The organism is Sphaerospermopsis torques-reginae ITEP-024 (genome assembly GCF_019598945.1).
Classification (GTDB): domain Bacteria; phylum Cyanobacteriota; class Cyanobacteriia; order Cyanobacteriales; family Nostocaceae; genus Sphaerospermopsis.
In genome coordinates, this window is the sequence record NZ_CP080598.1 from 3,489,419 (window position 1) to 3,503,325 (window position 13,907).

Here is a 13,907-nt window from a genome sequence, read left to right on the forward strand (position 1 = left end):
AATAACCTCCATAAATCATAATTCTCTATAATGGCTCATTGGTGATTGGTAATTGGTAATTGGTAATTGGTAATTGGTAATTGGTAAAATTATTACCTATTCTCTCTTACCTTCTTACTGTCACCTGTCACCTGTCACCTGTCACCTGTCTCCTGAAATCAACTATTTTTCCCAGTTGTAGAAAGTCCTTCCACTATCAAAGATGGAGTATAACAAGAACCATTCCAGTCTGCATCCCCACCTAATTTAACTATTTGTTTGAGGGCTGTGTAAATATTACCAGCAACCATTGTATCTTTAACTCTACCAATGATTTGACCTTTTTTTACCAAATATCCCAAATCAATATTGATAGAAAAATCACCAGAAATTCCTCCTCCTCCTCCTAGCATTTGATCAACAATTAAACCTTCATCCATATCTTGAATTAATTCTTGTAAGGTTGCCTTACCAGGTTGGATGAGAAAATTGAATAAACCAGGGGTGGGATAACTACCCAAACCAGGGCGAAAACCATTACCAGTGCTACCAATACCTAATAGTCTGCCAGTAGTGCGATCGCTATAAAAATTGCGTAAAATTCCGTTTTCGATGAATATCAAAGATTGGGTAGGATTGCCTTCATCATCAAAAGGACAACTGTAAGGACCTGCTTGAGGGTTTTGGTAAAGGGTGAGAGAGGGTGCAACAACAGGTTGACCTAATCTTTCTGCCCAAGGAGAAGCTTTTTCCAAGACTTGTTTACCATTTAAAGCTGCTTGTACTGTTCCCCAAATCATATCCGCAGCTTTGGAAGTAAATAAAACTGGAAACCGACCGCTAGGGGTAGAAACGTTTTCTTTTGCCCAATTTAATCGCTGTAAAATTTGATGTGCTACTCTGGTGGGATCAAGTTCACCACGTTGGGTTTGTCCATCCGCAACACTGAGAAAATCATCACCCCTGACCCATTCTGCGGACATATAGCAACTGAGAGTAGTATCAGTATAGTGACAATCTAAACCTTTGCTGTTGATTAACCGAGTATTTTCTACATCACATTCCCAATCACTATTACAGAGAACATCAGGATAGACATCATGAACAAGAGCGATCGCACTTTTGCCCCAGTCTATCAATTTTTCCACTGGAACAGCTTCCCCCAAATCAGGGTAAGATTTTTCAGAATTACTACTGAGTTCTACAGGTTCAGGGTGATTTAACTGACTGAGGGCTAAAGCTCGTTCTACCATCCCTTGAGGATCTACAGAACCATAAGCCACAGTCAGTCCCGGACAACCATCGCGCCATAAACGTAGTGCTGTACCTTCAGCTTGACTGGTTTCTAGTTGTTTTAAGCGGTTGGCCTCAAAAAACACAGGACGAGAAAGCGATCGGGACTGATACACTTCCGCCGCCTCTGCGCCAGATTTTAAAGCCAGTTCTAGCAACTGTTCCGCTAGTGTATCTTGTGACAATTTTGCAGAACCCATTTCCCTTGATTAATTGTGGATTTTGGATGGTAAAGCTCAGATAGACCTAGCTATTATCTCATCAGCGTGCCTCAACAGTCGTAATTTTTGGGTAATTGGGGACTGGTGATTGGTGATTGGTGATTGGTGACTGGTGATTGGTGATTGGTGACTGGGGGTTATCTCCCCTACTTCCCCTACTTCCCCTGCTCCCCTGCCTATTTACTGTCACCTGTCACCTGTCACCTGTCACCTGTTACCTATCACCTGTCACCTGTCACCTGTCACCTACTATAGATTCACCTCTTGTAACAGCCAAAAACCAGCAAAAGATTGAGCTTGGGGATCGGACTGGACACCAATAAAATGGACTCCATTGGCTTGTTGTTTGGCTGCTTCAAATCCTTGTGCTTCTTTGAGCAGTTGAGGTGTTCTGATATTTGCCACAACCCAGCTTTCCGTTGCACCAGTTTCTAATATCAATCTGTCTCCTTGACTGGTATCGAATCGCAAATAAGCTAACTCTAAACCTGACATCCACCCAGCGATGGGTAAAGCTCTAGGTGAAAAAATCAAAATTCCTGGAATACGCGTTTCTGGGGGTAACTGGGCTAAATCTAGGGGAAAAGCTTCACCAAAGCCAATTTCCCAATCTGGCATATCTGCAAAATCACTTGCTTCTAAACTCACAAATGCCCATTGTTTGCCTTCCAGCGCATCCGGTAAACGCTGGGGTAAAGGTCTTTCTAAACGTACAGAAGAATTTGTACCGCCTTGATATCCTGGTTCTTGGGGATAAACTTCCTCCATTCGCTGTTGTATCCATTGATTGAGAATCAATGCTTTACGACTAGGTAATGCGGGAATACCTATATCTTGACAGGCTTTTGTAATCATATTATTCATTTGCCGACGGAAAAAGCGGATTTTAATTGGCGCTTTTCCCGCTTTCTCGATCGCTTCCTGTAACGCTGTCCGCAACCAAACCGAATTTACTTGGGTACTAGGGCAATATTGAGCATAGCGAAACAAGGAGTCTGTTTTAGTGCGTACATCAGTAGGACTTTCACACACTAAGACTTCCCAAACTTTTTTTTGATTTGCGTCCAATATCGGACGAGAGTAAAAATCGAGTTCCCAAATACTGCCCATGTTATACGATGAAATCTGGCGAGTTGATGTTTTGTTATCTTTCCACTCTACCAATCTACAGCCGCAATGAACGATCACTCATTACTCATCACTGGTTCTAATTTTCCCAGTTCTCTAATTAAATGCTGCTCCATCCAATTACTCAAATCAGCTAGAAATTCACGATAATTAAGATCACAATGTAAATCGTGATATGCTCCCGGATATTCAATACGCAACTTATCTGCACAAGTCACTCGTTGATAAAAAATTTCACTCCCCTCTGGAAAAACTACTCTGTCAGCACTACCATGTAAAATTAATAAAGGTGCTGTCCATTCATGGGCGTGGGCATTAATCCAAGCTAATGTAGTAAAGAACTCTGTGGAAAACCGGGCTGTTGCACGGGTATGGCGTAAGGTATCTTGAGTGTAGGTAGCTACAATTTTCGGATCTCTTGAACCTGCGGTGATGTCGAGTCCAGTATTTAAGGAAAAACGCGGCCACAACCTCGAAAGCATTTTTCCCAAGAGTACGCGCACTGGTGATACTCCCACTTCTCCAATACTAGGTGCAACTGCAATTACTCCCTGTAATGCAGATATATCTTCTGGATAACGCAAAGCATACTCTAAAACTATCATTCCCCCCATGCTGTGTCCAAATAGAAAAATTGGACATTCTGGTTGTTGCTGTTGAATCATTTTTAAGAATGTTCGCACATCATCACGAAATTCAGCCCAGCTATTAATGTAACCTCTTTGACCTGGTGATTGGCCATGACCACGCAAATCTAAGGCATAAACAGCATATTGCTGAGGTAACAAATGTTCAATTATATTTTTGTAAACTCCGCTGTGTCCTCCGAGTCCATGTACTAATGCTAATATTCCCCTGATTTTACCCCCTGGATTCCAGTTTTGATAATACAGATTAATTCCCCCAACACCTTTAAATGTGCCTACGCTGTGGTAAATAGTCATGATTAGTTTTTTACCTAATTTCCCAGCAACTTTTTAGCCTATCAACGTACATTGTAGGGAAAATATCTTCTAACTGTGGGAGGATTACAGAAATTTTGCTGTTAGGTGACAGGTGACAGGTGACAGTTAAGAAAGAATAAGCAGATGGAAAATAATAACGAGTTAGAAAATTTACCGCTTTTGACTGATAACGCTATTCAGCGGGTTTGGGAAGGTGTGGCGGCAGCGAGCGATCGCACTATTCGAGATACTATTGATACTACTCTTAATCAACTATCTGCTATTGATCAGGAAAATACAGAACCGCGAGTTAGTTCTAATATCAGACGTTGGGTGTTGCGATCGCTCATTCATTTCTTTTTCCGTGTCCGTGTGGAAAATATCGAAAATATACCGCAGACATCAGCCATTTTAGCGGCTAATCATCTCCATCATTTTGACCCTTTAGTTTTACTCGCAGAAATACTCACTCAACCGTATTATTATATTCTCGGTGATGCCCGCACTCTCTATAATAAATGGTGGAAACGCCTGATTTTAGGTTTTGCGGGTGGTGTTATTCCTTTAGAAAGAATTTGGGGAGAAGAACAAGCTGTTATTTCTGCTGCTGAAGCGGGAAGGGATGATTTAAAGGAACTAGCAGAAGTTATTAAAAATACTGTTAACCCTGGTGGAAATATCCAAACAGTACGCCGCATAGACCGCATTGTTGCCGCAATTTTAGCCCGTGGGGATGGGTTGATGATATTTCCTGAAGGAAGACTGGGAACTGCTGAGGGTCATTTGCATCCCCTAAAACGGGGAACTGTAATTTATGCGTTGCGGGGTGGAGTGCCAATTGTACCTGTAGCATTAATCGGCACTCATGACTTATTTTTGAGAAAAAAATTAACAATTCGGGTGGGTAAACCTTTATATTTTCCTGCAAGTTCCACACCAAAGCGTCAAGAAATAAATGCTGCTTTGGAAACTTTGGAGAAAGCAATACGAGATTTGTTACCTACAGATTATCATGAACCGGAGGGGATAAAGCTGTTACAACATTTTTTGAATCGGATGTTATGGTAACTCTTCTACTTAAAATATATCAAAAAATATATCAAATTATTGTGGGGTGGGCATCTTGCCCGCCCTATCATTTGCACATTAAAAGTTGATCAAATTAACCCTGCAACAATCCTTTAAAGAAATAAATCATGTTCATAAATATCACTTCTATCCACACCATGATATAATCTAACCACTCTAAAATTTGCTCTAAAGGGTGTTTTTCATACCCGATAAATGTAGCGGTTGTTTCTATCCAGTCCGGTTTTAATCTGTGTTGTTTTTGTTGTTGTTTTTGTTGTTGTTTTTGTTGTTGTTTTTCCGCTTCTCTCTCATTTGCAAAACTAGATTCATGTGTTGCTGATGCAGCTTGTTTGTTTTTAAAAACCTTTCTTCCCACTGTATTTAATACTTGTTGATTTTTGTCTTCTGTGGTGTTAGATGTGATTTCTAAATTACCAAATAAATCACCCCAAGTCAACCAAGAATCTCCGGGTAAATCAGATGTTTGAATTTGGCGACTATCAATAAATCTGTTAACGGTTTGTTTGGGAATTTCATTAAATTTATAGTCTTTTTCATCTTCCCTGAGTTGGGGAATTTTTCTACCACCAAAAAAGTAATTAATTGCAGATTCTATTAAAGCTGGAATATTCAAATTTTGCTGGTTCAAAGTATTAGCATTTACAGAAATTTCTCCCCTGGCTTCTACCTGATCTTTACCATAAATAAAGATATCTAATTGAGTTTTAGCAACTTTAATCATTCCCTGACTTTGTTGTTTTACAGGTACAATTGCTTTAGCTTCTAATTTGGCTAATGCTGTATCTAACAATGCTAAAATTGTACCAGGATAAGATTTGATTTCTAGAGGATTTCGATTTTCCGTATTTTCTGTTATACTGGAATCTGAACTATTAGTTAATTTATTTAAAAGTCGGTCAATTTCTGGTAATAAATTCTGCTCTTTTTGGGCTGCTACTAATTGTAAAACTTGGGAATATTCGGCAATTTCTTGATTAATTGTCTCATGTAAATTTCTTTGTTGAGCAATTGTCAAAACATCAAAAACTTTGTTATTGTCGCTGACAAGTACCAAATTTCTAGTTTCTAATTTGACGGCAATTCCCTGTACAGTGGGGATATGATGCTGTAAAGTATTTTCTGATGGTAATTTCGGCGCTTTTGGAGATTGTAACCAACCAAAACTATGAGTAATTTTTTCCCAAGTTCTACCCAAAAAACCTGAAGATTTGACATTTTGTAAAGTTTCTGATTCAGAAGCAGCGGCAGATGGTAAACTTTTAACTAATTCTAGTACGTTCTGAATAGGCGCGTCTGCTGGTGGGGGAGTATGGGATTGTAAGTATGTTTGGGTAGTTTGACCTGGGGTTTGTAATCTTTTTCCTATCAGTTTGTCAGGTTGTAATGCTTGATACAATGGATAAAGTAACGCCTCTACACTCCATTTTGTGGCAACTTGTAAGTTACGAATGGTACTTTCTAATTTTTGACTCAACCGCCGAGATTGCTGATTGAAGAAGTTAAATACTTTACTTTGATAAGGACGAGAAGAACTAGAGGACATGATATCAATGAATTAGGCTAAATTGGATTGATTTTGGCGATTCCCGTAAAATGTGATTGAGATTTAGTTAGTGATATAATCATAACTGAAAATAAATTCAGATGAGTTTAATTTTGACAATCTCAATTTCTGTTTAAGTCCTGAGAATAATCTTTTATTGTTAATTTTAAGTGTTAATTTTTTATGACTTTTCATCTTCCTCCTGTGGATACTACATCTATATTAAAGACTGTTGAGAATTTACGCTCTTTATGTCAAATTAATATACTTTCTTCTTGGGTTTATCAGCAAGGTAATTTAGAAATTAACGAGGTGGTAAATTCTGATCTATCTGATTGGCAATCTGTTAAGCTAAATGAGAAAAATCAGGTTGTTTGGGATGGGGGAAAACAGGTTCTTTGGTTAGCACAAAGGTTTACTGTTCCTGAAAGTTCGCAAGGTTATCCTTTGACGGGTTTATGTTTGCGGTTGTCTCTACTTTGGTGGGCTGATGCGGTTGAGGTTTATATTAATGGTAATCTGGTTTTAATTGGGGATTTATTTGATTGTTCCCCACGGGTGCTTTTAAGTCAAGGGGTAAAACCAGGTGATGAGTTTTTTGTTTGTTTGCGGTTGGTGAGTCCTGGTCATTGTGATGGTGCTTTGGTGCGATCGCTTTTAATTTTTGAAGGTTTGGGTTACAATGAGTTAGATGCGGGTATTGTGGCTGATGAGTTGGCGATCGCTCAAATTCTTTTAGAAAGGTTTTCACCGCAGGGTTTAGCTGGTTTGGTTGCGGGGGTTGATGAGGTAACGAACCACGTTCTGCGAAGCAGTTCCCGAAGGGTAGACACGAAGAACACGAAGGAAGAGGAAGAAGAAGAAGAAGAAGGAAGGGAAGAAGGTTGGAAAGATTATCTTCTAAAAATACGAGAAGTCTATCTGCGTTCATCTGCGTTCATCTGCGTTCAAAACTATAAAATCTTTTTGTTGGGTCATGCTCATTTAGATTTAGCATGGTTATGGCCTGTTTCGGAAACTTGGAACGCTGCACAAAATACTTTTGAGTCGGTTTTAAGGTTACAAAAAGATTTTTCTGAGTTGATATTCTGTCATACTACTCCCGCTTTGTATGCTTGGGTTGAAGAAAATCGTCCTCAGTTATTTCGGGAGATTCAAATTCAGGTAAAATCTGGAAGATGGGAGGTTTTGGGGGGTTTCTGGGTTGAACCAGATTTAAATTTGATTTCTGGTGAGTCTATTGTTAGACAATTATTATATGGTCAGCGTTATTTTTTAGAGAAGTTTGGGAAAATATCTCCGATAGTTTGGGTCCCTGATACTTTTGGGTTTTGTGCTACTTTACCACAGTTTTTAGTAAATGCAGGGGTTGAGTTTTTTGTTACTCAAAAGTTACGCTGGAATGATTCTACTAAGTTTGATTATGGTTTATTTTGGTGGCGATCGCCAGATGGTAGTCAAATATTAAGTTATATGTCTGCTCTCATCGGGGAAGGTATTGATCCGGTTAAGATGACTCAATATCTGTGTGAGTGGCAAACTCAAACGGGTTTAAATGATGCGCTTTGGCTTCCTGGTGTCGGTGATCATGGTGGTGGTCCTACTCGTGATATGCTGGAATTAGCACGACGCTGGGAACATTCCCCCATTTTACCAAGGTTGGAATTTACAACCGCAGAAAATTATCTACAACAAATAAAGTTAGAATCTGAAAGTTTACCCGCACCTCTCCCAATATGGGAAGATGAGTTATATCTGGAATTTCATCGCGGATGTTATACGACTCACGCAGATCAAAAACGCTTCAATCGTAAATCTGAACATCTATTATATCAGGCTGAGTTATTCGCAACTCTGGCAACTTCTCTTTATGGTTGTGAATATCCGAAAATGGAAATAGAAACCGCTTGGAAAAAAGTTCTGTTTAACCAGTTTCACGACATTTTACCCGGTTCTTCCATTACCCAAGTTTATCAAGATGCACTCCCAGAATGGGAAGATGTGCAAAAGACAGGAAATAGAATTTTAGATGATGCTTTAAAGGCGATCGCCTCTCATATAATTTTACCATCTACTTTACCACAACCACCCCAACCCCATAGCATTCCCATCATAATTTTTAACTCTCTCAACTGGGAACGTTCGGAAGTTATACATATTATAATGAACCACGAAGAACACGAAGGACACGAAGTTAAGAAAGTTTTAGAGAGTTCTTCTGTAAGTTCTCATATTTTTAGTTTAGAAGATCAGAGTTGGAAAGTTTACGATGTTCAAGGAAAGGAAGTTATCACCCAACAAAATGAAAATTCTTTATTATTTATCGCTACTGTCCCATCAATAGGATATCAAATTTATTGGCTTTCTCCCACATCAGAAAAATCAAACATCGCAAAAAACAAACTTCCCAAAAATTGGACTTTAGAAAATGACTATCTCCAAGTAAAAATTAACCCCCAAACTGGAGATATAGACAGCATTTTTGATAAACACCAACAACGGGAAATATTAAACGGTGCAGGAAACCAACTCCAAGCTTTTCAAGACAGTGGACAATATTGGGATGCGTGGAATATTGACCCCAATTATAACACCAAACCCCTACCCCCAAGCGAATTACTATCAATTCAATGGTTAGAAAATGGAGAAATTCAACAAAAATTACAAGTAATTCGTAAAATCGGCAAATCTGAATTTATCCAAAATTACATCTTACAAAAAAATACCCCAATTCTGAAAATTCAGAATACTGTAAACTGGCAAGAAAATCAAGTATTAGTTAAAACATCCTTTCCTTTAAACTTTACCACCGAAACCGCCACCTATGAAATACCATGTGGAGTCATAAACCGCCCCACCAACCCCCAAACCCCCGCAGAACAAGCAAAATGGGAAGTACCCGCTTTACATTGGGCAGATTTAACCACAGAAACAGATAGCGGAAAATACGGATTTAGTTTACTCAATAATTGTAAATATGGATACGACGTTAAACCCAATCAAATCCGCCTCACATTATTAAGAAGTCCCAACTGGCCAGACCCCGAAGCAGATAGAGGAAACCACAAATTTACATATAGTTTATATCCTCATCTTGGCAGTTGGCAAGAAGCGGAAACAGTCAAAAAAGGGTATGAATTAAATATACCATTAAATGTGTTAATAAATCCAGAGATTAAAAAATCTGAATCTGGTATTTTACCAAATCAAAGTTTTCTAAAATTAGCAGATGATAATTTAATTATTACAGCTTTTAAAGTCAGTGAAGATGATAGTAAAAAAATCATTCTGCGTTTTTATGAAAGTCAGGGAGAAACAGCAGAGTTAGGTTTAGAAAGTGAATATTTCCGGTTAGGGGAAGCGGTTGATTTATTAGAAAGGAAGGTAAATAAAGAAGTTGGAAAAATCGCACCTTGGAAAATTGGGAGTTTTGAGATTATGTCTGAATCAGGATTTCCAGGATTTTAGGATGTACAGGATGGTAATTTTTAGATGGTTTGTTTGGTGTTTAAAATTGTATTTGTCAGAATCAGGATAACCAGGATTTTAGGATGTACAGGATGGTAATTTTTAGATGGTTTATAAACATTCAAAAACAATCATTAAATAATATCATCAGAAAATCCCAACTTCCCAAAAAATAATCATTCAATAACATCATCAAAAAATCCCCAACTCCCAACAAATAATCATTCAAAAACATCCTGTAAATCCTTTAATCCTGGTTATCCTGATTCAGACAAATAAAATCTCCAACTTCCCAAAAAATAATCATTCAAAAACATCCTGTAAATCCTTTAATCCTGGTTATCCTGATTCAGACAAATAAAATCTCCAACTTCCCAAAAAACAATCATTAAAAACATCTTCAAAAAATGCCCAACTTCCCACCATAAATCATTCAACAACATCCTGTAAATCCTCAAATCCTGGACATCCTGATTCTGACAAATAAAATCTTCAACTTCCAAAAAACAATCATTCAACAACATCATCAAAAAATCCCCAACTCCCCACCATAAATCATTCAATAACATCCTGAAAATCCTCAAATCCTGGACATCCTGATTCAGACAAGTAAAATCTTCAACTCCCAACAAATAATCATTCAAAAACATCCCGTAAATCCTTCAATCCTGGACATCCTGATTCAGACAAAAAAATCCCCAAGTTCCCAAAAACAATCATCCAAAAACATCCTGAAAATCCTTAAATCCTGTAAATCCTGATTCAGACAAATAACAGTATATAATTAACATTATCAAATACAAATATTTACCAATGACAAATCATCCACAACAACCGGGAAAATACGATGCTGTACTTGGTGGTCAAAATCAAACCCGTCGAGACTTGTAAACTGTAACATTTAAGGGTTGCATAAAATTATTAAGCATTGTGAACAGATGTAGGTTGGGTTAAGGAACGAAACCCAACACATTAAAACTTTGGAAATGTTGAGTTTCACTGCGTATCCTACGGGAAACAAGCTACAACTTAACTTACATATTGTTTATAATAAAAACTATCAATTATAGAGAACAAACCATGAATATTACCCTCAACCCAGAACAAGAACAGTTTATAAAAACCCAACTAGAACAAGGTAAATTTCCAGACGCTCAAGCAGTAATTAATCAAGCATTACAACTGTTACAAGAAAAACAAAAAGAATATGAAGAATGGGTAGAAGATGTCAGAATTAAAGTCAACGAAGCAGCAGCAGAATTAGAACGAGGTGAAGGAGTTCCTTTAGAAACAGTTGTTGAACAAATGCAAGCAAAATTCAGCCATGCGCGTGAGGTGAAAGAATGAATCAATGTTTAATTTCACCTCAAGCAATTAAAGATTTAGATAATATTTCCGAATATTTTTTAACTACAAATATTGAAACAGGAGAAAAAATTTTTCAAGAATTTACAAAAAAGTGTAAAAACTTGCTGCAATTTCCCCAAATGGGACGCAGTTACGAACACATCAGAAAAGGAATGCGAGGAATACCTCTTAATGGTTACATCATTTTTTATCAAATTGTTGATGATAATATAGAAATTCTCAGAATTGTCAATGGTCGTCAAGATTTAGAATCTTTGTTTACATGATCAATACTTAGTCAAAGATACCCGACTTCTAAGATCATTTATCTGTGAATCTGAAAGTTGTATTTGTCTGAATCAGGATAACCAGGATTTAAGGATTTACAGGATATAATTTTTAAATGGTTTACATTATTCAAAAACAATTCATGATTTTATAGTGTAATCTCAGTATATACTTTACGTTCTGCTTTTATTTTCCTGGCTGGAACGAAAATTGAAAAGATAATGATAAAGTTCCCGAAACAAAGGACATTTTCTTTGTACTTCATCAGGTTGTATTTCTAATAACAGCAAGGGAGTGTGATAACCTTTAGAAAATCGTGTTACACTACCAAACTCTGCCAAAATGCTAGATTTGACTAATGCTTCTGATAGTTTTTCTTTACAACAATCTCTTTTAGGATTATCATCATCATATTCACTAAAAGATTCAGGAGCATCAAAGGGAATATCTTTTTGGGTACTTAACCACCAACGCATTTTTTCATGTCTACCGCGAAAATCTGAACTTTTAGCTATGGTATTATCCCAATCAGCAATAATCCAAGATTCTATTTCCGGTGCAGCAAAACCAACAAACTTTGGTATTTCATCAGTGTTAGGTATTTCAGAGATTGCTGCTAAAAACTTCTCTCTTTGTAAAATCGGATTTCGACAATCTAAATCATCAAATACTAAAATTAAATCACATTTATTAGGTTCATTTTTCAAAGCAATCGGTAATTCTTGATTTATTTGAGCAATTAAACTTTTACCTGTTTTACCATAACCAACTGATTTACCGGGTTTTGGTCCCGGTTTTATACGTGCTGGTGTTTTGCGGACAAATGTACAACCAGGAAAATTTTTCTGTAAAAATTTAATTAATCCTCCTTCATCTTTTTTATCCTTACTCCTCAATCCAATCTCAGCTTCTCCCCCACCAGAAAATACCCAAATTACCACGGCCATCCTCCCACAGTCGGATCACCAACTCGGTATAAATCACCGAGTTCCCAACCTTCTTCTAATTTATCATTCAGCATTTCTTGATTAAGTCTTTTCATGGAAAAATGGGGTTGATTTTCAGAATAAAAACAATAAACATTTTCTAAACAATCGGTAAAATGATCCAATAAATCAGGACTATGGGTAGTGATAATAATTTGTGTTTTTCTAGCAGCTTGTTTAATCCATTCTGCTAAAATTGGCATCCAGGAAACGTGCAAACCTAACTCTGGTTCATCAATAACTAATAATGAAGGTAGTACAGGAGAATGTAAAATAGTCGCCCAACATAACATTCTCACAGTTCCATCAGACATTTCAGTTAAATAAAACGGCTCTGTATTTTTACTATCCTCAAAATACCATCCCACCGTTAAAGATAATCTACCCGAACGAATAGAACGTAAACGACGAGTTTTAGGTAAAATCGCCCTCATAGCTTGATTAATGCTATCTTCAAAGTCAATATTTTCTTGGATTAAATTATCTAAAACTAAAGGTAAATTATCACCAGAAGCAGATAAATAAATATCACTTCCTCCTATTTTGTTTTCTGAATTTCTAATTTGATTCAAGTCCATATTATTGGCGTTATAAAATTGCCATTTAGAAATAAATTCTACTAAATCTCTTCTGGTTTTATACGCAGGTGTATTTTCCGGTGAATATTCACTATCTTCAAGTAACCTTGGTAGTATAGTCAAACCTAAAGAATTAGTGGGTATGTTATCTAACCTTTCAAAGTGTGTTTTTGAATTTTGTTTTGGTGCATCATAAACTGAAACAACCCCTTTACCAACTTCTTGATCATGAAACTTATAATAATAAAAAGGTGGTGATTCCAATTTACTTAAATTTTGTCCACTTAATAAAAACTCTTGTGAAATAACTACTTTATTTCTCTTCCTATCCACGAAAAGGCTTAAAGTTAGCATTGTACTAAATTTATCAACTTGTGGATCATTTGGTGATTTTTGAGAGAAACAATAGCTAAAATTAATAACAGCAGGACTTTCTACGCTATTATCTAAAATTCTATCAGCCCCAATTTTGCTCACTGCATCTTCAAAACTACTCACACCCCGACTTGCATCAGAAATAGTAGTTAAACAATCTTTCAAAAATTTCAAACAACTGATAAAATTACTTTTACCTGAACCATTAGAACCGATAAAAATATTCAAATTATCTAACTCTACAGGATGCGGTAAAGACAAATTTTTATAATTCTTATTTTCAATAAGTTGTAAAATAGTTTGATTCATAAATGTTTACTTTATAGATCAGTCGGGGATCTTACTGTTGACTTCCTGCAAGGTGGGCATAGCCCACCATCATATCAAACTAAACACACTTCTAATCTTCGTGATCCTCAAAAGGATCAGCTAATTCTCTACTTGGTGGACCAAAGGATGTGTAAATTGCCATACCAGTAATCGCAATCAGGATGGCAGAAAAAGAAACACCAAGCACTAAACCAGGTTCTAAGTCCATAAAGTTAGAGTTATATTATGAGCGGTATCTTCTAGAATATTACAAAACTTAACTTAAATACTATATTCTCCATTCATTAAAGTCAGGTAAACCACCCTACCCTGATAATGGTATTATCGTCATAGTC

The 13,907-nt window shown here is 36.9% G+C and carries 11 protein-coding genes; 4 read left to right on the top strand and 7 right to left on the bottom strand.

All coding sequences use genetic code 11. From position 1 onward, the window contains the following. Window positions 1–158: 158 nt before the first annotated feature. From K2F26_RS16220 to K2F26_RS16230, 3 genes are all read right to left on the bottom strand, one after another. A complete protein-coding gene (locus K2F26_RS16220) occupies window positions 159–1,472 on the bottom strand; it encodes a TldD/PmbA family protein (RefSeq protein WP_220608633.1) in 1,314 nt (437 codons plus the stop codon). Between the two features lie 270 nt (window positions 1,473–1,742). Next, window positions 1,743–2,603 (bottom strand): Tab2/Atab2 family RNA-binding protein, encoded by an 861-nt coding sequence (locus tag K2F26_RS16225; RefSeq protein WP_220608634.1) that lies wholly within the window; start codon window positions 2,601–2,603, stop codon window positions 1,743–1,745. Between the two features lie 74 nt (window positions 2,604–2,677). Next, entirely contained in the window at window positions 2,678–3,565 is an 888-nt protein-coding gene (locus tag K2F26_RS16230; protein ID WP_220608635.1) for an alpha/beta hydrolase, read from the bottom strand. Window positions 3,566–3,709: 144 nt separating this feature from the next. Here K2F26_RS16230 and K2F26_RS16235 point away from each other — a divergent pair, with 144 nt between their 5' ends. Then, complete coding sequence (locus K2F26_RS16235) at window positions 3,710–4,633, top strand: lysophospholipid acyltransferase family protein (protein ID WP_220608636.1); 924 nt, start codon at window positions 3,710–3,712, stop codon at window positions 4,631–4,633. Window positions 4,634–4,727: 94 nt separating this feature from the next. Here the strand turns inward: K2F26_RS16235 and K2F26_RS16240 are convergent, their stop codons facing one another. Beyond that, a complete protein-coding gene (locus K2F26_RS16240) occupies window positions 4,728–6,200 on the bottom strand; it encodes a hypothetical protein (protein ID WP_220608637.1) in 1,473 nt (490 codons plus the stop codon). Between the two features lie 183 nt (window positions 6,201–6,383). On the opposite strand from K2F26_RS16240, the gene K2F26_RS16245 reads away from it, so the two are divergent. The 3 genes from K2F26_RS16245 (at window position 6,384) to K2F26_RS16255 (ending at window position 11,302) form a co-directional block, all read left to right on the top strand. Next, the gene (locus K2F26_RS16245) at window positions 6,384–9,668 is read left to right on the top strand and encodes an alpha-mannosidase (protein ID WP_220608638.1); all 3,285 of its coding nucleotides are present in this window, start codon (window positions 6,384–6,386) and stop codon (window positions 9,666–9,668) included. A gap of 1,080 nt (window positions 9,669–10,748) precedes the next feature. Then, the gene (locus K2F26_RS16250; protein WP_220608639.1) at window positions 10,749–11,015 is read left to right on the top strand and encodes a ribbon-helix-helix domain-containing protein; all 267 of its coding nucleotides are present in this window, start codon (window positions 10,749–10,751) and stop codon (window positions 11,013–11,015) included. After that, window positions 11,012–11,302: a type II toxin-antitoxin system RelE/ParE family toxin gene (locus K2F26_RS16255; protein WP_220608640.1), complete on the top strand. Its 291-nt coding sequence runs from the start codon at window positions 11,012–11,014 to the stop codon at window positions 11,300–11,302. Before K2F26_RS16250 ends, K2F26_RS16255 begins: the two co-directional genes overlap by 4 nt. Before the next feature lie 174 nt (window positions 11,303–11,476). Here K2F26_RS16255 and K2F26_RS16260 read toward each other — a convergent pair whose 3' ends face one another. From K2F26_RS16260 to psbN, 3 genes are all read right to left on the bottom strand, one after another. Then, on the bottom strand, window positions 11,477–12,244 hold the full coding sequence (locus K2F26_RS16260; protein WP_246605390.1) for a DUF4276 family protein: 768 nt from the start codon (window positions 12,242–12,244) through the stop codon (window positions 11,477–11,479). Continuing rightward, the gene (locus K2F26_RS16265; RefSeq protein WP_220608641.1) at window positions 12,238–13,551 is read right to left on the bottom strand and encodes an AAA family ATPase; all 1,314 of its coding nucleotides are present in this window, start codon (window positions 13,549–13,551) and stop codon (window positions 12,238–12,240) included. Before K2F26_RS16265 ends, K2F26_RS16260 begins: the two co-directional genes overlap by 7 nt. Before the next feature lie 91 nt (window positions 13,552–13,642). Further along, a complete protein-coding gene (gene psbN / locus K2F26_RS16270) occupies window positions 13,643–13,780 on the bottom strand; it encodes a photosystem II reaction center protein PsbN (RefSeq protein ID WP_096566031.1) in 138 nt (45 codons plus the stop codon). Window positions 13,781–13,907 lie beyond the last annotated feature (127 nt).